25 protein-coding genes and 1 pseudogene are annotated in these 21,361 nt (G+C 59.0%); 15 read left to right on the top strand and 11 right to left on the bottom strand.

Translation table 11 applies throughout. The features are described 5' to 3' along the window. Positions 1 to 20: 20 nt before the first annotated feature. Genes ACZ9IU_RS26945 through ACZ9IU_RS26930 form a run of 4 tightly spaced genes read left to right on the top strand, consistent with a single transcriptional unit; the run spans position 21 to position 5,068 of the window. Entirely contained in the window at positions 21 to 800 is a 780-nt protein-coding gene (locus ACZ9IU_RS26945) for a TrbG/VirB9 family P-type conjugative transfer protein (protein ID WP_437179076.1), read from the top strand. After that, a complete protein-coding gene (gene virB10 / locus ACZ9IU_RS26940; protein WP_040124867.1) occupies positions 800 to 2,056 on the top strand; it encodes a type IV secretion system protein VirB10 in 1,257 nt (418 codons plus the stop codon). Before ACZ9IU_RS26945 ends, virB10 begins: the two co-directional genes overlap by 1 nt. Continuing rightward, positions 2,022 to 3,050, top strand: a complete 1,029-nt coding sequence (gene virB11 / locus ACZ9IU_RS26935) for a P-type DNA transfer ATPase VirB11 (protein ID WP_051900499.1) — start codon at positions 2,022 to 2,024, stop codon at positions 3,048 to 3,050. The genes virB10 and virB11 overlap by 35 nt, the downstream gene beginning before the upstream one ends. After that, positions 3,047 to 5,068, top strand: a complete 2,022-nt coding sequence (locus ACZ9IU_RS26930) for a type IV secretory system conjugative DNA transfer family protein (protein ID WP_040124868.1) — start codon at positions 3,047 to 3,049, stop codon at positions 5,066 to 5,068. Before virB11 ends, ACZ9IU_RS26930 begins: the two co-directional genes overlap by 4 nt. A 268-nt stretch (positions 5,069 to 5,336) precedes the next feature. Here ACZ9IU_RS26930 and ACZ9IU_RS26925 read toward each other — a convergent pair whose 3' ends face one another. Then, positions 5,337 to 5,597 (bottom strand): hypothetical protein, encoded by a 261-nt coding sequence (locus ACZ9IU_RS26925; RefSeq protein WP_040124869.1) that lies wholly within the window; start codon positions 5,595 to 5,597, stop codon positions 5,337 to 5,339. Positions 5,598 to 5,671: 74 nt separating this feature from the next. Between ACZ9IU_RS26925 and ACZ9IU_RS26920 the strand changes: the two genes are divergently transcribed. The 6 genes from ACZ9IU_RS26920 (at position 5,672) to ACZ9IU_RS26895 (ending at position 9,836) form a co-directional block, all read left to right on the top strand. Further along, complete coding sequence (locus ACZ9IU_RS26920; protein ID WP_040124871.1) at positions 5,672 to 5,920, top strand: hypothetical protein; 249 nt, start codon at positions 5,672 to 5,674, stop codon at positions 5,918 to 5,920. Beyond that, positions 5,917 to 6,387 carry a hypothetical protein gene (locus ACZ9IU_RS26915; protein ID WP_040124872.1) on the top strand — a complete coding sequence of 157 codons (471 nt, stop codon included), beginning with the start codon at positions 5,917 to 5,919 and terminating at the stop codon, positions 6,385 to 6,387. The genes ACZ9IU_RS26920 and ACZ9IU_RS26915 overlap by 4 nt, the downstream gene beginning before the upstream one ends. After that, a complete protein-coding gene (locus ACZ9IU_RS26910) occupies positions 6,384 to 6,659 on the top strand; it encodes a hypothetical protein (RefSeq protein WP_157885309.1) in 276 nt (91 codons plus the stop codon). Before ACZ9IU_RS26915 ends, ACZ9IU_RS26910 begins: the two co-directional genes overlap by 4 nt. A 577-nt stretch (positions 6,660 to 7,236) precedes the next feature. Then, entirely contained in the window at positions 7,237 to 8,856 is a 1,620-nt protein-coding gene (locus tag ACZ9IU_RS26905; RefSeq protein WP_080719352.1) for a Fic family protein, read from the top strand. A gap of 300 nt (positions 8,857 to 9,156) precedes the next feature. Next, a complete protein-coding gene (locus ACZ9IU_RS26900) occupies positions 9,157 to 9,411 on the top strand; it encodes a type II toxin-antitoxin system Phd/YefM family antitoxin (RefSeq protein ID WP_040124875.1) in 255 nt (84 codons plus the stop codon). Further along, a complete protein-coding gene (locus ACZ9IU_RS26895) occupies positions 9,411 to 9,836 on the top strand; it encodes a type II toxin-antitoxin system VapC family toxin (protein WP_040124877.1) in 426 nt (141 codons plus the stop codon). Before ACZ9IU_RS26900 ends, ACZ9IU_RS26895 begins: the two co-directional genes overlap by 1 nt. A gap of 199 nt (positions 9,837 to 10,035) precedes the next feature. On the opposite strand, the gene ACZ9IU_RS26890 is transcribed toward ACZ9IU_RS26895, so the two are convergent. From ACZ9IU_RS26890 to ACZ9IU_RS26880, 3 genes are all read right to left on the bottom strand, one after another. Further along, positions 10,036 to 10,386 carry a helix-turn-helix transcriptional regulator gene (locus ACZ9IU_RS26890; protein WP_244447562.1) on the bottom strand — a complete coding sequence of 117 codons (351 nt, stop codon included), beginning with the start codon at positions 10,384 to 10,386 and terminating at the stop codon, positions 10,036 to 10,038. 487 nt (positions 10,387 to 10,873) lie between these two features. Continuing rightward, entirely contained in the window at positions 10,874 to 13,249 is a 2,376-nt protein-coding gene (locus tag ACZ9IU_RS26885; protein WP_040124880.1) for a hypothetical protein, read from the bottom strand. After that, positions 13,249 to 13,659, bottom strand: coding sequence for a plasmid mobilization protein (locus ACZ9IU_RS26880; protein WP_040125804.1), 411 nt, complete (start codon positions 13,657 to 13,659; stop codon positions 13,249 to 13,251). Before ACZ9IU_RS26880 ends, ACZ9IU_RS26885 begins: the two co-directional genes overlap by 1 nt. Before the next feature lie 486 nt (positions 13,660 to 14,145). Between ACZ9IU_RS26880 and ACZ9IU_RS26875 the strand changes: the two genes are divergently transcribed. Both ACZ9IU_RS26875 and ACZ9IU_RS26870 read left to right on the top strand, forming a co-directional pair. Continuing rightward, the gene (locus tag ACZ9IU_RS26875; RefSeq protein WP_040124881.1) at positions 14,146 to 14,856 is read left to right on the top strand and encodes a ParA family protein; all 711 of its coding nucleotides are present in this window, start codon (positions 14,146 to 14,148) and stop codon (positions 14,854 to 14,856) included. Next, entirely contained in the window at positions 14,853 to 15,233 is a 381-nt protein-coding gene (locus tag ACZ9IU_RS26870) for a hypothetical protein (protein ID WP_244447563.1), read from the top strand. The genes ACZ9IU_RS26875 and ACZ9IU_RS26870 overlap by 4 nt, the downstream gene beginning before the upstream one ends. Positions 15,234 to 15,288: 55 nt before the next feature. Here the strand turns inward: ACZ9IU_RS26870 and ACZ9IU_RS26865 are convergent, their stop codons facing one another. After that, positions 15,289 to 15,453 carry a hypothetical protein gene (locus ACZ9IU_RS26865; protein ID WP_173426779.1) on the bottom strand — a complete coding sequence of 55 codons (165 nt, stop codon included), beginning with the start codon at positions 15,451 to 15,453 and terminating at the stop codon, positions 15,289 to 15,291. Between the two features lie 270 nt (positions 15,454 to 15,723). On the opposite strand from ACZ9IU_RS26865, the gene ACZ9IU_RS26860 reads away from it, so the two are divergent. After that, on the top strand, positions 15,724 to 16,920 hold the full coding sequence (locus ACZ9IU_RS26860) for a DUF1173 domain-containing protein (protein WP_040124882.1): 1,197 nt from the start codon (positions 15,724 to 15,726) through the stop codon (positions 16,918 to 16,920). 9 nt (positions 16,921 to 16,929) lie between these two features. Here ACZ9IU_RS26860 and ACZ9IU_RS26855 read toward each other — a convergent pair. Next, positions 16,930 to 17,152 (bottom strand): annotated as a pseudogene (locus tag ACZ9IU_RS26855) (hypothetical protein). A gap of 143 nt (positions 17,153 to 17,295) precedes the next feature. Here ACZ9IU_RS26855 and ACZ9IU_RS26850 point away from each other — a divergent pair. After that, entirely contained in the window at positions 17,296 to 17,589 is a 294-nt protein-coding gene (locus ACZ9IU_RS26850) for a WGR domain-containing protein (protein ID WP_040125806.1), read from the top strand. Positions 17,590 to 17,645: 56 nt separating this feature from the next. Continuing rightward, positions 17,646 to 17,924, top strand: coding sequence for an HU family DNA-binding protein (locus tag ACZ9IU_RS26845; RefSeq protein WP_040124885.1), 279 nt, complete (start codon positions 17,646 to 17,648; stop codon positions 17,922 to 17,924). Positions 17,925 to 17,990: 66 nt separating this feature from the next. On the opposite strand, the gene ACZ9IU_RS26840 is transcribed toward ACZ9IU_RS26845, so the two are convergent. From ACZ9IU_RS26840 to ACZ9IU_RS26820, 5 genes are all read right to left on the bottom strand, one after another. Continuing rightward, positions 17,991 to 18,323 carry a hypothetical protein gene (locus ACZ9IU_RS26840; protein WP_040124886.1) on the bottom strand — a complete coding sequence of 111 codons (333 nt, stop codon included), beginning with the start codon at positions 18,321 to 18,323 and terminating at the stop codon, positions 17,991 to 17,993. A gap of 71 nt (positions 18,324 to 18,394) precedes the next feature. Continuing rightward, the gene (locus tag ACZ9IU_RS26835; protein WP_040124887.1) at positions 18,395 to 18,718 is read right to left on the bottom strand and encodes a DUF736 domain-containing protein; all 324 of its coding nucleotides are present in this window, start codon (positions 18,716 to 18,718) and stop codon (positions 18,395 to 18,397) included. A 616-nt stretch (positions 18,719 to 19,334) separates the two neighbouring features. Beyond that, positions 19,335 to 19,751 (bottom strand): hypothetical protein, encoded by a 417-nt coding sequence (locus ACZ9IU_RS26830; RefSeq protein ID WP_040124888.1) that lies wholly within the window; start codon positions 19,749 to 19,751, stop codon positions 19,335 to 19,337. Further along, positions 19,741 to 20,001 (bottom strand): type II toxin-antitoxin system Phd/YefM family antitoxin, encoded by a 261-nt coding sequence (locus ACZ9IU_RS26825; RefSeq protein WP_040125807.1) that lies wholly within the window; start codon positions 19,999 to 20,001, stop codon positions 19,741 to 19,743. The genes ACZ9IU_RS26830 and ACZ9IU_RS26825 overlap by 11 nt, the downstream gene beginning before the upstream one ends. An 82-nt stretch (positions 20,002 to 20,083) precedes the next feature. Beyond that, positions 20,084 to 21,025 carry a DUF2493 domain-containing protein gene (locus ACZ9IU_RS26820; RefSeq protein WP_040124889.1) on the bottom strand — a complete coding sequence of 314 codons (942 nt, stop codon included), beginning with the start codon at positions 21,023 to 21,025 and terminating at the stop codon, positions 20,084 to 20,086. Positions 21,026 to 21,361: the final 336 nt, after the last annotated feature.

Genomic DNA, 21,361 nt, shown 5'->3' with positions numbered 1-21,361 from the left:
CCGTCGCCCTTGCGATGTTTATGACATTGGTCACACCCATTGGATCTTTTGCCGCGCAGACACCGGCCGCCGGCCGTCTCGATCCGCGGGTGACCAGCGTCGTTTATCAACCGAACAACGTGGTCCGCGTCTACGCCACCTATGGCATTTCGACGATGATTATCTTCGACGAAGACGAGAAGTTCGAGACGGTGGCACTTGGAGATACCGAGAGCTGGGACGTGGTGCCAACGGACAAGGGCAACATCCTGTTCGTCAAGCCGAAGGCGAAACAGGTCACCACCAATATGAACGTCGTGACCACCAAGCGGATCTACTATCTCGAACTCAACGACTATGCGCCCGAAGACGGGAAGAAGATCTTCGGCATCCGCTTCATCTATCTGGAAAAAGACCTCAATGCGTCGCTGCGCAGAGAGGCCGAGGCGCGCGCCGCCAATCCCAACATCGCCGGGATCGACAAGGCGAACGTCAATATCGACTATTCGTTTTCCGGCGACGGAGGCCTTAAGCCCTTGATGGTGTTCGACGACGGGAAAAAGACGTTCTTCAAATTCGGTCATAAAGTGCCGGCGATCTTCGCGGTGAATTCCGACTTCAGCGAGACATTGCGTAATTTTCGTCGCGAGGGCGACTACATCGTCGTCGATGGCACAGCGACCCAGTACACGCTGCGCGACGGTAACGCCTGGACCTGCATCTTCAATCTCCGCAAGCCCGATTTCGGAGCACCTGATCCGGCGATCATGGGGCCGGCGCATGACGAACAGGCGACGACACGCAGGAGGAGCGGAAACTGATGCAGCGGTCTCCCGAACTCGAAGCGATGCTCACCAGCGACGAGACCGCAGTCAGGGACAGTCGCGCCCGGCGTCGGCAATTCCTCGGCAGCGCGGCACTTCTGCTCGGGGGCGCCGCCCTCGCCTATGTTGTTGTCTTCTCACCCACAAGGCGCCTTCCCGAGAGCGTCAAAGGCGACGAGGAGTTCACGACGACGACGTTCCGACCGCCGTCGTTTCTGCGCGACAATCAAAAACCGCCAGAACAGCCCCCTGCGCCGGTGATCAAGTTGCCGGATCCTCCACCTGATCCGCCGAAGCCTGCGCCGCCGGATGCCACGACGTTCGACGTGCCTCCGCCGCCCGGCGCGGTCATTGCGACGCCTCAGCAACAACTGCAGCCCGAAAAACCCGAAGAATTCCCCAAGCGCTTTCTGTCGAAACAGATCGTCGTCGATTCGGCCAAACCAGATAATTCTCAGGGTGCGCTCGGGTCCGGAGAGGACGGCGATCGGCCGACTGTCGCGGGTCAGGACCGCAACAGCAAGTTCCTTGCCTCCGCTTCGGCGATCGGAGACCGATCCGCGAAAGCGCGGCAGATCGATCGGATCGATGCGATGATCCCGGAAGGCACGCTCATTCCCGGGATCTTGGAAACCGCCATCAATAGCGACCTGCCCGGTCAGATCCGTGCCATTACCTCACATGACGTCTATTCATTCGATGGCCGGCGCGTCTTGATCCCGACGGGCACGCGATTGATCGGCGAATATCAATCGGAGGTCACCCGCGGCCAGAAGCGCATCTTCGTCATCTGGACGCGTCTTCTGCGCGACGATGGCGTGTCGGTACGGCTGAACAGCATCGGCACCGACGGCCTCGGCCGTTCGGGCCTGACAGGCCTGGTCGACAACAAATGGCGGGAACGCTTCGGCTCGGCAATCCTGCTGTCGATCGTCGGCGCCGGATCAAGCTATCTTACGGGTTACGGCAGCGGCCAATATTCGAGCGGCGGAAACGGCAACGGCTCGTCCGATTCCGACCGTGCCGCCGAGCTTGCGCGCGAAACCATCGCTCAGACCTTTTCGGACATGGCCAACCAGGCGCTGGCGGAAAACCTGAAAATCCCGCCGACCATCAGCGTCCATCAGGGCGAGCGGATCTTCGTCTACGTTCGGCAGGATCTGGACTTCTCAGCCATGTATCCGGACCCCGTCCAGGAAGCCCTCAAGGAGATCAAGCATGAGCGAGGCCTTCGCCAAGATCAGAGCCGCTGAGATCAGCCCCTACTATTTCCTAGAGCGCGCGTTGGAGCCGCTGCGCGTCTTCCTCGATGATCCCGCGGTCGTGGAAATATCCGTCAATCGCCCGGGCGAGGTCTATATCGAGCGTCTTGGCACTGAGGCCATGCAGTACCATCATATTCCGGCACTGACCGCCCATGAGATCGAAAATATCGGCGAGCGCGTCGCTGGCGTCACCCACCAGTTTATCAGCCGTGCCAATCCGATCCTCAGCGCCGCCCTGCCGACCGGCGAGCGCATCCAGATCGTGCTGCCGCCGGCGGCCGCCAACGGTGGCGCGATATCGATTCGCAAACAGGTCACCAGCGATTTTACCCTCGAGCATTATCGCGACAGCGGATCGCTCGACAAGGTTTCCGTCGCGATGGGCGGCCTGAGCGCCGTTGAACGCCGCTTGATCGATCTGCTTGAGGGAGAACAAATCTACGACTTCATCCAGACCGCCATTCGCGAACGTGTGTCGATCCTGATCAGCGGCGGCACGTCGACGGGAAAGACGACCTTCCTCAACGCTTGCCTGAAAACGATCGATCCATCCGAGCGGATCCTGACATTGGAGGACACCCGCGAACTGTTTCCGCCGCAGCCGAACGCCGTTCACTTGCTCGCCTCCCGCGGCGACCAGGGAACGGCGCAGGTGACAATCCAGTCCTTGCTGGAGGCCTCGCTGCGGATGCGGCCCGACCGCCTGTTCGTCGGCGAGATCAGGGGTTCGGAAGCGTTCGCTTTTCTGCGGGCCATCAATACTGGCCATCCCGGCAGCATGTCGACCGTGCATGCCGACACGCCGCTCGGCGCTTACGAGCAGTTGGCGATGATGATGCAGCAGGCGGGGATGTCGTCGGGGTATTCGAAACAGGACCTGATGACGTATATCCAGATGGTCATCCCGATCGTCATCCAACTGCGCCGGGACGGAGGCCGCCGGGGCGTCTCCGAGATCTATTTCGCAAGGCGGGCGACATGAGTCGCGCTTACCTTGCAGCCTATCTTTTCTTCTGCTGCCTGATCGCGCTGGCCGTCTGGATGATCGGCTACGCGCTGATCCTGCAGTTCGTGTTCAAGGACAGCCGCATCCTCAAGCTGACGGTCAGCGAAAATCCCTTCGCGCCGATCCAACAGCTGATGCTCTATTCCGACAGTCGGCCTTTGCAGATCGCGGCATTTGGCGCGCTGCTTTCCGCCGTCGCCATATCGGTGGCAGCCGGAGTGTTCGGCCTGCGACGACCATCGAACCCACTCGGCGATGCCGCCTTCCAGGATGTTGCTATGATCCGGCGTGGAAAGTGGTTTCGCAAAGACGGGCACATCTTCGGACGGATCGGCGGCAAGATCCTGCGCCGCCTGGACGACCGGCATCATCTGATCATTGGCCCGACCCGATCCGGCAAGGGCGTCGGTTACGTCATTCCAAACGCGTTGATGTTTCCCGGTTCGATGATCGTCACGGATCTCAAAGGTGAGATCTACCAACATACGGCGGGCTACCGCAAATCGACCGGAAACCAGGTTTTTCTGTTCTCGCCCGGGGCGCAGAAGACCCACCGCTGGAACCCGCTGGACTTCGTCCGGCAGGACCGCGGCAGTCGCACGATCGACATCCAGAACATGGCAAGCACCCTCATCCCCGAGACCATCGGCTCGGAAAATGCGGTCTGGCAGGGAACGGCGCAGCAGGTGATTGCCGGCGTCATCAGCTATGTGCTCGAAAGCCAGCACTACAAGAACCGCCGGAACCTCGGCGAGGTCAACGCGATCTTCAATGCCGGCGTCGATCTTCAGGTGCTGATGAAGCTGATCAAGGAAAACGAACCGGACCTGTCGCGCTTCACGACCGATAGCTTCAATGCCTATATTTCGTTGAACGAGCGGGCGGCGCGATCGGCACTGCTCGACATCCAGAAGGCGATGCAGCCATTTCGAAACGAGCGCGTCATCGCTGCGACCACCGTCACAGATATCGATCTGGCGTCGATGCGCCGGCGCCCGGTGACGATTTACCTTGCGCCGAACATCAGCGACGTCACCATTCTGCGCCCTCTCCTGACGCTGTTCGTCCAACAGACGATGGACCTCCTCACCCGTGACTTCGATCCGAGCGCCCTGCCCGCCTATTTCCTGCTTGACGAGTTCCGCCAATTGAAGCGGATGGACGAGATCATGAACAAGCTGCCTTACGTGGCGGGCTACAACATCAAGATGGCCTTCATCGTTCAAGATCTGAAAAATCTCGACGAAATATACGGCGAGACCGCACGGCACTCCCTGCTTGGCAATTGCGGCGTCCAACTTATCCTTGGTGCCAACGACCAGGCGACGGCCGAATATGTGTCGCGTGCACTGGGAAAGAAAACGATCCGCTACAAGTCGGAATCGCGGACAATCGAACTGATGGGCCTACCGCGTCGAACGAAAGTCGAGCAGATCCGCGAACGCGATCTGATGATGCCGCAGGAAGTTCGGCAATTGCCTTCAGAACGAATGATCCTGTTGATCGAGGGACAGCCGTCGATATACGCAGGAAAGCTACGTTTTCACGAAATTGCAGCGTTCAAAAACGCGGCGGAATTTTCTCTGAGGCACCCGCCCCCAGTGCCTGAAGTCGATTTCGTTGCGCCACGGCCGGTGCCCGCCCTGGCCACGAAAGATCCGGCATTGCTTGAGCTTGGAACCAATCCGCCAGATAGAAACCCGCTGCCCGCGTCTGATATCCCGCTCTCGATTGCCAGGTCATTATCGCAGTCGATCGAGGATGGCAGGCTGGACGAACCGAAACGGCCACCGGGTCCGCGTCAGGATGCACACGACAGCCGTATCGCCGAAATGGAATCCGCGGTCAAAGCCTCGGCAGAACGCTTGACGTTCACTGTGGCAGCCAAGATTGCAGGAGCCGGCGGATCGGTGCGCAGTCGCGCCAGCGTCGACGAAATACTGCGACAGACCGTTCCTGATCCTGCCGATCTCGGCATCGCCTCTGTCACCTGAGACCCGGGCGGATCGCTTTCAATTTAGAAGTTGGCGGACTTGGCGTTGGGTTCGTCGAAGGTGTTGGCGTCACCTAAGATAAGCGGCCTCAACGGACGCTCGATCTGTTTGCATGCGGACTTCAGACTTACCGGAGAGACTATCTCGCGGCTTTTATTGCGGCTTTTGGAGTACCTCCTGGAATGCTGTACTACCGAACGAGGCGCTTGGTCCGCTTAGCCCATCGCGGTCGTCGCCTTGTTGTCGTTAAGTTCAAGGCTGGCCTACATCAACCCAATGGACCGCCAATGAGCGCTCGCCTGAGCTGTCGCCCTACCCCATGGAGGTCGCGTGCTGGTCTACCCATGACGGGAAGATGCCGGTCAAACGTAACCATATCCCGGATATAGCCATCATGCTGCGCGATGACCGCGTCCTGTTCATCGACTACGTCACGCTGAATGAACAGGCGGATACCCCGTTCTGGCGGCGTGTTGCCGAGCGGAAACGCCATTTCGAGGGAGAACTGGGTTGCGCTTATGCCTTCCATGACGAACGTTCCATCCGGATCGAGCCTCGTCTGTCGAACCTTCGCCTGATGTGGACCCACAAGGCACGTTGCCGATGTCGCTCGCGCATGCCCGTGAGACCATTCGCAATTCTAAGCTTCCGACCACCATCCGTACGATCTCCGACCAGACCACATTCGCACGTCAGGCCGTACGCTGGTCGGATGATGACGATCCGGTGCTGCTTGAGGAAACGAACCTGATCTTCACGGCGGTCATGCAGTTGGCGATGCGCGGCGAGGTTCGCCTCGATCTCGGCATGCCTCTGACGCTGGACGCGATGGTCTATGAGGGGATGGCATGACGATCAGTTCGAAGAATTTCGAATTCTTACTGCAGGGATCGATGCGCCTGCTGACGGCGAAACAGTGGAACATTGCCCAGACGCCGGTCCATCATGCCGATGCTCCCGCCCAGGACATCATCCCGGGGGACCAGTTCGCAATTTATACAGACGGCGATCATAGCACCTACAGCGTCTATGCGGCCGAGGCTTGGACGAAGAACGGGGCTCCGCAAACATCGCGACGCCTGACGCGGCTGGATACGCGCTACCAGACACCTCTGTGGCTGTCCTCCTGTCAGATCGATTGGCTCTGCAGCGTCGGCCGCCTTCGTCCCGTGCATCTGGAGCCCCGCAAACATTCCGAGGTCGTGCTTCCGGGAAGCGCGATGAGCTTGACCGCCTACCAGGTGGGAAAGGCTCACTGGATGCTGGAATACACCACCACTACAATCAGCTGTGCCGGGACGGCGGTTGGCCAAGCGTGACCCTACTCGACCGTGCCCGTAAGGAAGTCGGCGAGCGCCGCAACGAGAAGCCGCTGGGTAAAACCTCGCTTTATGAGGCCGTGGGCAAGCTGCGGGACAATCGTGACATTGATCGTGTTCTCGCAGTGGCACCGCTTCCACCAGGTGGCAATGCCATTGAACGGTTCATCCCCGGTTGGAAGAAGCCATTTCAGGCCGCTGTACGTGCTGCATGGTGCGACAAACGCGGCACTTGGCTGACAGTGAAAGCACAACTCGAAGCCTTGTGCTAAGGCGCCCCGAATCTGCAGAACGCGTCGATAGTGATTGTGGACGATATTACGTCGTCTGGCGTGTCCATTTCGACCGCTGCTGACGTGATTTCCACGAACGGGAGCCGATATTGCTGGGGCGTACTGCGTCTTGAGTGGCATCTAACCCTTGATAAATTCACGCCATGGAGCCGCTTAAGTATCAGCGGTAGAGATACCGAGACCGTGCTTACGCCTCACGGTCTCTAAATATCAGGTGTGGCACATAACTGCACAGGTCTGAGCGAGCGCTTGGTAGGGCCTGCCGATAAGCGGCGAATACTACCAGTCAGGGATCAGCTGACGAAATACGGGAAGGGAGGTCGAAAGGCCTCTCTTTTCCGTTCTACCTCTCGGTCTCCGTTTTATCTTTGTAAAAGAGCTTTCCAGCTGTCGATGCCAATCGCAAAGCCATAAACAAAAGCGCTATTCCGTCCAACAGAGATAAATACAATCACCGATATAATTTCCACCGCCTTCAGCCGAGTTTTATTTTTTGACAAAAGGAGGTATTTCTCAACGTTTTTCGGCACGAGTTACCGTTTTTCGGCGTATTGGGATGATTTCGGCTATTTTGTTGCGTTTTTTCACGCCGCTCGGCATACTTAGTCGATCAAAATTAGCCATTTTTGGCTTAGGTGTGCATATGACAGAAATCCGCGTAGGCCAAAACGCACTATATCATCACCTCGGTATCGATGGAATTCCGCCCTCTGTAGAGTCTTGGTGTGGACCGACGTCCAGAAGAACAATCATCGACGGGCGGCGAGCTACCGAAAAATACCCAATGATATATGCACCGCCGGACAATCCCGTCGGGCACCTGAAGTTTGCACTCAAAAACGAAACACTCGATATGGGGACCATTGCCGCGACAATGCAGGTAGTAGACCCACACGAAATCGAAGATTGGGTGCGGGACGAGCCAACCGGAGCTTTTTCGAGACGTGCCTGGTTCCTTTATGAGTGGTTCACTGGCAAGAGGTTGGACCTGCCCGATACGACGGCTGGCAGCTACGTAGACGCCCTGAACAAGGAACTGAACGTCGCATCAGACGGAAGTAATTCATCTCGCCACCGCGTGGTTGATAACATGCTGGGAGTGCCTGGTATGTGCTTCACCGTCAAACCCACCCAACTGATAGAAGATTATCGGTCTTCTGCCTTGAACGCCCGCGCCCAGGACATCGTTAACAACGCGCAACCTGAAGTCCTGGAACGCGCCATACAGTACCTCTTCACGAAAGAGACGAAATCGTCTTTTGAGATCGAACGGGAAGAACCGACAGCACAGAAGGCGGAGCGGTTTCTGGCGGCGCTGCGTGGGACTGCATCGTTCGATCCCGCAAAAGTCAACGACATAGTCAGTCTGCAAAACGTCATTGTCGACCAGCGCTACGCGGCCAACGGCTTCAGGGACTTTCAGAACTTCGTCGGCGAAGACATAGGCCCAGATCAGGAGAAAGTACATTTCATTTGCCCGAAGCCTGAGGACATCAACGACCTTATGGCCCAGTGGAGTGAGGTGACGAAAAAGCTTCGTGGGTGCCCAGACCCCGTCGTTGCTGCTACCGTAATAGCCTTCGCTTTTGTCTATCTTCATCCATTCGAAGACGGGAACGGTCGAATTCACCGTTTCCTGATGCATAATATCCTTTCACGCGAAGGCTTCACTCCTCCCAATTTTCTGTTCCCCATTTCTGCTGCCATCGTGCGAGATGTTCGCGGCTACGATGCGACGCTCGAAAATCTGTCCAAGCCTGTAATGGAAAGAACGGCGTGGGCGTGGGATCAAGACTATAACATTGTGGTCAAGAACCAGACCGACCACTTGTTCCGTTATTTCGATGCCACCGAGCACGTCGAGTTCATTTACAAAAAGATCGAGGACACCGTTCAAAAGGACCTCAAAGAAGAGATCACGTACATCACTGAGTTTGACGCTGGTTACAAGGCGCTGAACAAGATCATTGATATGCCAAACCGAAAGGCATCATTGTTCGTACGCCTATGTCTTCAGAATGGTGGCATATCGAACAAAAAGAAAGACCTGTTCAAGGAGCTTTCGGAAGATGAGATATCAATACTGGAGAAGGTGGTAAGATCTGCCATCGCCGCCGCGCGAGCACCAGCCCATGATGAAGACGACGCTCTGGACGAGCCTAAGCCGGGGACGTAATCTTCGTGCTGATCCTGGAAGACAGCGACGCCATGGCATGTGAGAAACCATTCCGTCCGGATGCGAGGTTTCGCACCTCCATTCCGGTCGGATGCGATGTCTGAGCCCGCTGAAGCGGCCGATTGGTCTTTCCGAACCTGCTCCTGAACTCCTCCGGACAGGGGGCTTCGTCCTCGCGACACACGAGCTGGCCAGCCGTCCCTTTTTCGTCATGTCGCCGGAGCGCGTGGGCCCGCTTCTTGCAATTTCGGTTTCCGTGGACTAGATGTAGCTACGTAACCACATGCGTCGAGGCTTGTCGTGACCATCACCACACTTTCAGGCCGTGAACTCAATCACGATCTCGGTCGCGCAAAGCGCGCCGCCAAGGACGGGCCGGTAATCATTACCGACAGAGGTCGTCCGGCGCACGTCCTCTTATCTTTCGAGGAGTACAAGAGGCTTACCGGTAAAAATCGGACGCTGGGTGACATGCTGGCAGCGCCGGGCGCGGAAGACGTCGACTTGCCGCTGCCGTCCCGTGCGGAACATGCCCAGCCGGTCGATCTGTTCTGATGTTGCTGCTTGATACGAACGTCGTGTCCGAGCTGCGCAAGGTGGCTACCGGCCGGGCTGATCCCAGTGTCGTGGTCTGGAGCGAGACCGTCGATCCGGCCGAAACATTTATTTCGTCCGTGGTTCTGCATGAGCTGGAGATTGGCGTCCGGCTGGTGGAGCACAAAGATGCCGCCGCCGGGAAGGTGTTGCGCAACTGGCTGGAAAAAACAGTCCTCACAGCATTTTCCGGCCGCATCCTGCCGCTGGACGAGGCGGCAGCCGTCAAGGCCGCCCAATGGCATGTGCCCGATCCCAGACCGATCAATGCCGCCTATATTGCAGCGACAGCCTTCACCCGACATATGACGCTGGTTACTCGCAACATCAAGCACTTCAAGGATATGGAAGTGGCGCTCGTGAACCCGTGGGACACGCCGGCATAGCGCCATCCAGATCTTCGCTTCTTGTTCTGGACCGTGATCAGGTAGGCGATCCGACCTTTTTGAGGCCGCGCGGATGCGACCGTTTCACCACGAATGTCTGTCGCAAAGATCGTCCGCGCCGTTCGGGCCATCCGCTCGTTGAGCGGAGCGCCCTCTATGCCCAAGGCATGAAGCCGGTCCGAACGCTTCCAGCCCATTCCTACCATCGGCGCCAGCGTTCTCGCGCGAACAACGAAATGCCGGCGGCGCGGGCCACTTTCAGGACCTTGTCGAATTCCAGTGTCGTCTTGCCGTTTTCGAGTTCGGGAATGAACCGGCGACCGACGCCGGCGAGATCTGCGCGGGCCTGCTGGGTAAGCCGGCGTTCTTCACGGGCGCGGCGCACCATCCGTCCGAGATCTTCGGGTGTGTTGATCTGCTTCTCTTCGGCTGATGGCCCTACTTGGGATAGCAGGTCGTCAAGAGTGAGCGGCAGTGACGCCTGAATTCGCTGCGAAATATCGGGCAGTTTGACATCGATCTTTGAGAGAGAACCGCTGACCTCGCCCACGGCGCTCGCCTGCGAAACCGCTGGCGATCTCGGCAGCCGACGGAGCCGACTTGGCGAGACTGCTGTCGGTCGGGATGTTTTCACTTATGTTTTTGAGGGCCTCTACAGGCGCGGGGACAGTTGCGAGAAGTCGTGCGAGATCTTGCGCGGCGGTCGCGCCCGCTCGCAACTCATTCTGTACTATCTCGTCTTTTGATGCTCTGCTTGCGTGCCATGTCGCGCTCCCGAGCGGGAACATAACCGAGGCTTGAACGGAAATTAAGGGGGTGCGCTCCCGTACGGGAGCACCAATCCGCTGATCGCTCCGGAATCCGCAGGTCACTGAACCCATCTCGCTATCATAAGCCATGCAGACGTGAGCGCGTGGTCCACAATGCCAATGGCCATGATCGCAACAAATATTAATCCACAGGCCTTAGCCCAACCTTCGTTAGAGCGGGAAGGCTCTTCAACGAAAATTCGCTTATCACGGTCACACATGATCACCTCACCTTTCACGGTCATCCCGATCGTGGTCCGCCTGTCGCTGCACCTCCTCAAGGCGGGGCACGTGCTGTTTGGCGGGATCGTCCTTCGTCGTGTCACCGCTTGGTTCGGCGTCTGTCCTTACGCTTCCCTTCTGCGATGACGATGTCCTCCCGACTGTAGCGGGATCCTGGACTACCTTATCGTTCGCGGCATCGCGACCAGGCCTCGCGACGGCATCGGCCGCCCCGGACCCCTCGCGTTTGTCTCGCTCTGCAAATCGGCGCTCTCGCTCGGCGTTCAGAATTGCCGTCTTGAGTTCAACGTCTCTTTCTGCGGCGTCGCGGATCAACGCATTGCCGCTCGCCCCGAGCTCCGCTGCCTTGGACAGTTGTAGGCGCAACTCCTCCTTCAAGGTCCGCGCACCGTCATCAATTTGCTCGCGCCCTTGCAGCTGTTCAATGGCGCCTCGAACCCGTTCGATATCGACCAGAGCCTTGTTGGCCGCTGCAGCAGCATCAAGGCCATGCCGCTCAACGGCGTCACTCCATCGCCGTTGCTCGTCTTCACGATCAGCCGTTCGAGATAAACTCTCTCTCGACGCAGGCCGTTTTGACGTCTGCTCTTCGGTAAACTCCATCAGTTCACGCCGCGCAGCCACGTGTTCCCGTGCTGCCGCAGCGATCTCCTCGAAGTCCTTTCGGTTATCCGACGACATGGCGCGTTCGGCCTGGAAAAGCGACGTCTCGACGCGCTTCTCGTAGGTCACGAACTCCGACCTTGTCATATGGTGCATATCTTCACCCTCCGAAACAAGCTCAGACAACTTTACCACCTGTATTCGAAATTGCGAAGCAGAATTTGTGGCGTCCCTGTCGCTGCGACTCGACACTCCGATAGGCCTTCTTCGATCCTCAAGGCGCGTTATCTGAGCGTTGACAAAATCAGAATGAGCGTGAAAAGCACCGTAATTCAATATATTGCTCCACTCTTCCCGGGCAGCTTGCATGTAGATCTGGCTGCGCGCGGTGGAAGCTCGGAAGGGGACATCGGCACGTTTCGACCTATAACGGAAATCCGCAGCTTGGGTCGTTCCCTCATATACGGTGCGACCGACTGTATTCAGTGGGCGAACCTGGTTTTTGGTATAGCTCGGTGGGCTCGCGCGATCACGGCGATCGGTCATTTCCATGTCGATGCCGTGTGCACGCGCTTTCTCGGCCATAACCAGTCGCCATTGCCGAAAGGCGGGAATCGTAGTCTCGATCCTGTCGCCGGCATCCGATCGCATCGCGACAATCGCGTGCACGTGCACATGCGGACGCTTGCCGCCCGCGGCCTCAGCCTTTGGATCGCTGGACGCATCGTGCAGCGAAAATACGTAACGATGCCCGCCAAATTGGCTGCCGAGAAAGTCCCGCGCAGCATCCTGAAACGCAACGGTATCGGTGCTTGCCCGTGCCGATATGATCAGGTGCATCACGTCGCGCGGTTTTCGGCTGTGAAGCTGGTCTCGCCATTCCTGCTGGACAAGTTCGCCGGCCCGCCTAGCGTCCATGACCGGCCGCCCCTGCTCGTCCTGTACCCTTCCTGGATAGTTTTCGACAAGCCTGCGAACACGGCTGGCTCCGTAGTCTGTGCCATTACCATAACCGGTGAACTGGAACCGGATGTCGCGCTCTCCACTCCGCGCCGCCTCCAACCGCTTCTGCACGATGGTCGTCGCTTTGTCGTCGCCTGTCAGCCGTTCGCCGTGCCGGTCGCGGAGCACGGCGACACCCTGGATTTCGAAGCCTGTGGCATCGGTTTGTTCGGCAACGGCAAAAGCGAATGCTCGGCCGCCCAGAGCGTAGCTGACGATCTCGCGACCTCGTTCGAAGAATTCACCGTCGGCGCCGGCGGCGTGCCCGATAGAGATCTTGAACAGGCCGATGTCGCGGCTTTCGGCTCGGTTCTTCATAAGATGATCCCACTCACCGCCGACCGCAGAGAGCTGATCCCTGCCGCGAAGCTGGTCGCCGCGTTCGTTCTCTACCACGACCTCTCCGTTGCGAGAGACGTAGTTGATCATGGCGCCGAGCCGTGCGCCGCCACCGAACGATGCCATCTTCACAACCGCCGGCTGGCTACCCGCGGCAAGTCCAGCAAATCGTGCCCGCATTGGCCGGTCGGCCGGGCGGCGAGCGCCGCTCCGGCAAGAAAAGTTGGAATACGTGTGCCCAAGCAGGAACCCCCTGACCTTCAACCCTCTTGCCCCTTGAGCCGCTGCGACGGAGCCGCTCCGGCGGCGCCGTTCGTCATCGTCTTCGAACGGGCGCCGGCCGAGCGACAGGTCGTGAAGGAAGGCGGCTTTGCGTTGTTCCCATTCTGCCGTGAATGCTCCGAGAAAGATCTCCATCAGCGTTTACCGCTGCGGAAACGTGCACCTCGCTCTGCATAGGACTTCAGTTCGAGCAGCACCGCGGCAAGCACCCGGTGAACATCATCACCGACAAATCTCGTTTCCTCCCCGACAGGGGACCCCCGGCGGTTTGCAGTTCGCGCCAGCCGATTGAGGTTTACTCCAACCGCCCTCACCTCTGATAAGAGCAGGCCAAGCACGGCTCGATCGGCGTCAGTCAGGAACGGACGTACGCCGGCCCCTTCCAATGTGAGCGACCGCACGAAAGCCGAAACGGTCAGGCCGGCTGCTTTTGCCGCCGCCTCGATCATGCTGATCTCGGTCGCGCCAAACCGTGCATGGACCACCCTTGACTTCCGCTCGGGGCCGATCACCGGCACGATCTGGGACGCTGAAGACGGGCTCATCGGCACCTCCTCGAAACAGGCCGCAGGCCCATCGACGGCTCGTCCGTCGATCGTCAGCAAATTTGTATCACAAAATTGCGTATCCTGCCAATTTTTTTTACTGTATCGGTAACATTATTTCAGCCCAATGCCCCTCAAATGATTTCCCTTGGAGTGGCCTCGGAAGTGTTGCGCTGATGCTGCGCCCGCCAACACATTCAACCCTCATTTGAAGCGCGCTTGTGTGGTCCACATCTACACAGCAATTGGAAAACAATGTTATTTAAGAATGTAGCAACTGTTTTTAGGTCCGTAACGTATCTTGCATCGCTACAGATGCGCTGTCGATCGATGGGATGCGGAATATATTCCGCATCGTACCAAGCGCTTATAGCTTGGACAGCGACAGTTTTAAGATATGAATATGATGTGTTCATTTTTTGCTTGCCTCACTCCCTGCTCGCGGTCCATGATGCGGCCATCTTCACCACGTGCGGAGGCGGCCAGATGCCGAGAACCTATGCGGCAGTGAGTAACAAAGGCGGGGCTGGAAAAACCACGCTCGTCACGTTGATCGCGGGGGAATATGCCCTTCGCGGCGAGCGGGTTCTTCTTGTAGATGCAGACAACCGTCAAAACCTGTCAGGCTGGTGGCGGCTATGCGCCGAGAAAGCCAATGTCCCGGATAATATCGAACTCACCCAGGCATCGACGCAACGCTCGATCGAGCAGGCCATCGACAATCTAGGTAAGGCATTCGATCTCGTCGTCATCGATGCACCGGGCATCGACAGTTCATTGCAGACAGCCATCATCCGCTCGGCCGAACTGGTGATTTCACCAATCCAGCCGGCAATCAAGGAACTGGAGGCGGCGGGCCAAGCCGTGGCGGCCGTCAATGAGATCAACGACCGATACGGCCTTTCGATCACCCATTTCAATGTCAGGACGCGGATTTCCGTGCCGGGCCGAAATCTCGAAGCCTATCGGTACATCCGACCGTTTGTGGCCGGCTTGGTTGCGGCCGAGTACCGGACAGGCCTCCTCGACACAGAACTCTTCGAGCGCAATATATACCGCGAAATCCAGAACGGCCTCGGGACCTTGCAAATGCAGGATCTCACTGATCCTGTTCGCAAGGCCCGGCTTGAAGTTCATCAACTCGTAGATGAGATCGAGCAGCGTAGGGCGGCGGCCGAACTCGAGGGCGCCGCATGAGCAAATCCGTTCTCGACATCCAGGATTTCTCTATCGCATCTCGCAAGCCTGAATCAAAATCGGATAAGAGGTCCAATTCGCCGAGCAGCGAGCCGACCCTGCCAGTCGACAAACCACCGGCTCAGATGCTGCCCAAACCGACTGAAGAGCAGCGGCGAGAGACGGCCGAGGCGCGGGCAATCGCGCAGGAGGATGTCCGCTACAGCTTGAAAAACCTGAAACGATCAAAACAGCGCAGCGTGAAATTCTTCATCAACATCGCCTTGGATTACGAGTTGAAAGCGCGCCTTCAAAAAGCTTCGCACGAGAACGATCTGAAGATGACGCAGGTGGTGAAGGCGGCGCTCGACTTTTATCTGAAGGAGAACAGCTATTGAGGCGCGGCCCAAGCCTTGGATGGGCCGCAGTGGGATACGTAGAAAGAAAGCCGTCTCAGAAAGGCGGCTCAGCGTCCAGGGTGCCATCGCGCTCGGCTTCGATGATGGCAAGTTCGGCACGGGCCAGGTCAAGTTCGGCTTCGATCTGGCGGCGCTCTTTGATGGTGGCGGCATTGCGGGCTTCGGCGCGCAGTTCTTCGATGTGGTCTTCGATAGACATCGTCGTCTCCTTGACGTTTGAGGAAGATGACGACGGCACGCAGGGCGGGGAAGGACAGGTCAAGGCTCGGAACGACCGGCAGAGCCGGCGCGCGGAGGAGCCGAATTTATCGGAGCGGAGTGAAACGCAGGGACGAGAAATTTGGAGGGGCCGCGCGGCCTTGAGCTGGCTTTGCCCGTCCGGCACAATCGGCCGATCTGAACAGACAGGTTTTCCTCGCGTGTGGCACCCATATTCGCCGTCACCTCACGCGCGGCCGGAGCTGTTCGCATGAGGCGCTTCCTGCTCGATGGCACAGTCCTTGAAGAGGGTGATGAAGGCTTTCAGGATCTGCTGACCGACGCCTATCGTGAAAAGGTTCGTCCGCTTTGCCTCTGCTGCCAACCGCCGGTCCCGATGTATGTGGCCGATATCGGCGACCAGCTGGTGATCAAGCGCATGCCGCTCTCGGGCGGCAAACACGATCCGGCCTGCCCTTCATACGAACCGCCCTACGAATTGTCAGGCCTTGGGCCGTTGATGGGGCGCGCGATCAAGTTCGATCCGACCGCCGGTACCGCATCGCTGAAGCTGGACTTCTCACTGTCGAAGCGCGGCGCGGTCGCAAGATCAGACGGGAGCGTCGCGTCAGCCGACAGTGTGAGGAACGAGACGAAAAAAATGTCTTTGCGTGGACTGCTGCATTTTCTCTGGCACGAAAGCGGGCTGACGGAATGGACGGCGCACTGGTCTGGGAAGCGACATTGGTGGCAGGTCTATCATCACCTGAGCGAAGCCGCCCGGCTGATGGAGGTCCGTGGGGAGGCGCTGGCCGACCGGCTGTTCATCCCCGAACCGTTTCGCACCGACGACAAGGCGGCGATCGAACAGCGGCGAACGCAGAAACTTGGCGTTCTATTCCAGGTGGCGACCGGGGCGAAAAAGCTGATGGTGCTGATTGGGGAGATCAAGGAGTTCGCAGAGGCGCGCAACGGCCGTCAGGTGGTGATCAAACACATGCCGGGCTTCCGGCTCTATCTCGAAGAGCCTGCATGGCGGTCCCTGCAACGGCGGTTCGAAACGGAGCTGATGCTTTGGCAGAGCACCGAGACATCGCATCTGATGGCGATCATGACGATAGGGGGCACGCCAGCCGGCATTACCACCATCAACGAGATTGCCCTGATGGCTGTTACCGAACAATGGCTGCCGATCGAGAGCGCCTATGAACAGCTGCTTGTCGATCGACTCGGGCGCCTGCGCTCCAAGTCGGTAAAGGGGTTGAGGTTCAATCTCCCGCGCATTCACCCGTTAGCAAATGCGGTCCTACCCGAAGCAATGCCCCTGCCCTGCGCGCTCTATATCGTCCCACCGGATGCCGGTGATGACTTCCAGGCTGCCTTGGGCGAGATGATCGATGCGCGGCCGGATCTTGAATCCTGGATCTGGCGGGTCACCGAGGGTGAGATGCCGCCGCTGCCGGCCTAGGTCGTCAGCCTATTCGTCCTGGGCACCGTCCAGCAACCCGTCATAAACTTCCAGGAGCGCATTGGTGATTGCCTGCCCGAGGCCTGCTTCCCGCGTCACGAAGTTCTCCCTCGGTGCCGTCCCGCGCGGCTTTCGCCAGCTCGAACCGCTGTTCGCCGACGATCTGCTTGGCGGCCTCGATCGCCCATAGGCCGAAATCTCCACGGCTGTCGATCGTGAGTGCGTCGTCCATCGCCGTCTACCCGTTGATGAAAAGCGACTTCTATCGTGACTCCTCGATGATCGCCAGCATTCATCAAAGTCGTGAATCCAAGCGCCTCCATCGATTCAAAACTGTCGTCGGACACGCTGGCGTCTCTTCATCATCGTTTGCCCATGGCGAATTACACCTTCCGGCTCTATTGCCAGCGCATCGACGCGACGAAAAACATGGCACGCTCTTATGCCCTGTCCATGCAGCCGACCCTGTTCGCAGAGATGGCCGTCGTACGCCGCTGGGGCCGGATCGGATCGCGCGGCGGCGAAAAGACCGAGGTGTTCGCGACGGAGCGTGAGGCTGCGATGCATTTCCTGGATCTCGCCCGCAGGAAACGCCAGAAGGGCTATCGACCCGTTGGAAACTGTGGAAATCCGGGGTTGCGGAATACTTCTTCGGCATCGCGTCAATGACAGGCCGACTTCCGCCTGTCAGGGATTTCGGATCAACTTCGATGCGGAGAGAAGAAATGACGACCACAAACGAAATCGCCGACAAGATCGCCGGCGAACACAGCGTAACCAAAGCACAGGGCAAGGCGATTGTCGAAGCGGTGATTGCATCGATCACCGAAGCAGCTATTGCCGGCAACGAAACGAGCCTTCCGGGGTTCGGCAAGTTTAAAATCAAAAATACGCCGGAGCGCGAAGCTCGCAATCCAGCAACCGGCGCGACTATCAAGGTGGCAGCTGCTAAAAAGCTAGCCTTCACGCCGGCCAAGGCTCTCAAGGACGCGCTGAACAAGTGATCTTGTGAGCAGGCATAAAAACAGCCCGGCTTGTGGCCGGGCTGTTTGTTTTTTGAAATACGCCGCTCAGCAGGGAGCAGCATTGTTCAGCAGATCCTGAACGATCGTTTCACTGACCGGTCGGACTGCTTCACGGCTATGATCGTCCAGCAGCCGGTGAAGAGTGCCAGATGCGAGCGGCACGAAATCAAAGCCTTGATTGACAGCTGCAGCGCGCAAGGCTGCAAGTGTTTCGAATTCCTGATATTCCGTACCAAGCCAAAGTTCGAGATCCGCGCCATCGGGAGTTGCGAAAGCCTGAAGGAAGAACGTCTGCAGAGGGCGATCATAGCCGATAGTGGCGTCTGGGTCGACGTGACATGAGGCGATTTTCGTAACGGTGGTGGTATAGCGGCTCATGGGGAGATCCTTTGTTGCCGGTTGCTGGCTGGGAGAAGAAGCCGGCCCCGCTAGGAGGCCGGCAGTCCCAGTCAGGCCGGGCTGTTCCAGAGGATGACCTTCTTGCCGGGCTCCCCGCCGGGCGCCGGGGCGACGTTGCCGAAGATCACGCCGATCTCGGGCGCTTCCAGTTTCGTGGAGATGTATTCCTCGCCGGTCTGGCGGGAGATGCGGTTCCATGCGGCGCCGATTTCGAAACCGGTCTTGCGGTGGATGATGCGGTAGTCGGGTGCTTCCTCGCTCGCCTTGTTGGCGTTCGGGACGATGGCGATCGGGGCGTTGACCCGGATGGTGGCGAAGATGCCTTCGAGTGTGCCGTCGGTCTTTTCGGTGAGGGTTGCGATCGTGGTAGCCATGGGATTGTCTCCTTCGTTGCATCGGGACCATTCCCGATGGCGCCCGAAGAAGGGGCCGCGCCGCAGGCGTCACCGCAGCGTAGCGAAGGGAAACCCCTTGCGGGTTGACGCTGATCGCGGCCGGTCCCTTAGAAAGGCGACAAAAGAACGGGAATGGTCTTTGATTGCGACGTCGGCAGGAGACCTCGCCGTGGCGGCCGTTTGCTGCCGCGCGGAGTGCCGCGCTCGTGACATGCGTCGGTGGTGTTCGGGTCAAAGGACGCTAGCCGTCAACCAGTCCGACGCGACGCGAGTGATCAGCACCGTCCTTATCCATCCTCATCATCGAAGACGGCTTCGGTCGGCATGACACTCGAACTGTCGGCCTTTCCCTGACGCGACTGCAGTTCTGCGGAGCGAAACCGAGTAACAGACCTGATTTCAAGGGATGTCGCCCCGGAGTGCCGCGACGGTCAGGCATCGAGATCGATCGAGAACCGCCCGCGATGGGCCGGCCAATTACGCAATCGTGGCCGCATCAATCAGATAGCGTCAGAGATGCGCCGTGGCGGAGACGACTTCGGGAGGGCGGTGGGAAACAAGACGCGTAAGAAGCGGCATGAAGCGGCGGCACGCCTTAGTCGAGGCGGCTGACCCGGCCGGTTCGGCCGCGCGCCTCGGCAAACAGTCTGGCGATCTTCACCATGAAGGGTTTGCTGAAGCGGCCGAGGATGTCCTGATCGGGCTCAATGTACCAGGAGCGTTCGAGGATATCGTAATTGTATTCGTCGACCATGATCCAGCACTGCTTTAGATCACTTAAGCCCGCACGCTTGCGCTCGATCTCCGGGATCTCCAGAGCGATGCGAGCCGTCTGTGGCTGCGTGGCGATGGCGAGAAGCGCGAGATGGGTATTTCCATCGGTTGCACTTCGGATAGCGATGACAACGCAGACGGGGCGCTGTTTGCGGCCCTCGGTTTCGCCGCGCTGCTGCTGCCAGGCCCACAGGTACGGATAGGAGATGACCTCGCCGGGGCGGAATTCACGGCTCATCGTCGTAGCCTTCGCCGCGTGCTAGCCGATCGAGCGCCTCGTCGAACAGTTCCGCATGCTCGGCGGGCATTTCCGAGATATGAAAGGCGCGGCGCGGGTCGCCACCGCTGCGCATGCGCTCATAGTGCTCGTAGCTCATCAGCACGAAACGCGGCTTCTTGTGCCGGGTGAGCATGACCGGCTCGCGGCTCGCCGCATCGGTGATATCGCCGATCTGCTTGTTGAGGTCGCCTGTCGTGAACTGCTTCATCGCAAAGATCTCCACTTCGATTCCCATATACTCCATTTTTCCCATATTTTCCATCTTTTCCATGTATCCGGGGAGACGGCGCTTACGCGCCGTCTCCTGAAGCCTGCCAGACCGGAATGCCGAGCCGGCGTGCCTTGTCGGCGAGATTGCCGGTGATGCCGTTTCCGGGAAAGACGATCAATCCGACGGGCATGACCGAAAGCATCTCGTCATTGCGCCGGAACGGCGCAGCCTTGGCATGCCTGGTCCAGTTGGGCTTGAAAGTGATCTGCGTCACCTTGCGGGCTTCAGCCCAGCAGGCGGCGATACGTTCGGCGCCTTTTGGCGAGCCGCCATGCAACAGGACCATGTCGGGATGTTTCGCATGCGCCTGATCGAGCTTCGCCCAGATCCGCTCATGATCGTTATAGTCCATGCCGCCAGAGAACGCGATCTTGGTGCCGGCGGGGATCAACACCTCGGTCTCGGCGCGACGGCGAGCCGAAAGGAAATCTCTGGAGTCGATCATCGCCGCGGTCATATGGGCGTGATTGACCTTGGAGCCGGTGCGCGGTCGCCAGGACGATCCGGTCTGCGCCTCGAACAGGTCGGCGGAAAAATCGCGCATGAACTCGAAGGCATTGCGGCGTTCCAACAGCGTGATGCCCTCGGCGATCAGACGCTCGAGCTCGACACTTTTCACCTCGGAGCCGTCCTGTTCGCGCTGTCCGGTGCGCTGCGCCTCCTCGTTTCGGTCGAGCTCGCGCTGGATGCGCTCGCCGGCGCGATGGAAGAGATTGGGGATCGACCAGAACAGATCTTCGAGATCGGGCTCCAGCCGGGTATCGCCGAGCATCTCGGCGAGGGCGTCGAAGACGGCGGTGAGCGAAGCCTGGACGATCGGCTCTTCGGGCAATGGCCGCGGGTCGGGCTCGCCCTGGAAGGGACGATAGCCGAAGACCTGCATTTCGTAGATGAAGCGGTCTGTCGGGGAGGAAGCGTGGTTGGGCTCGAAGCCGGCGTCGGCGGAAAGGATCAGGTCCATGGTGGTCTCCGTTCGGTGGGCCGCGCCTCTCGCGGCCTGACGGCGAACCCGGTCACGCGGGCCGAGGCCGGAACCGCAAGCGAAGCGCAGCGGCCCAGCGAAGCGCCGGGCGGCGGAGGAAGGGTTTCTTGATCCGCGAGGAATGACGGGCCATCGCATCGGCCCGAAAAGTGGGAACCGTTTTTCGGGCCGATGCGCGAAAATGGCCCGGCAGGGGAAGAAACCCGACCGACCCGCTGAAGGTCCGGAGGCCCGCGTGGTAAGGGTCGCCTCTCGACAGGCCCGCGGGCGCGCATCCACAAGGGGGGCCGGCACCCGGACCGTCCTCTCGCCCAC

It is taken from the genome of Mesorhizobium sp. USDA 4132 (assembly GCF_056279545.1).
The sequence above is the reverse complement of the archived record's forward strand: the minus strand, read 5'-3'. Positions and strand labels throughout refer to the sequence as shown.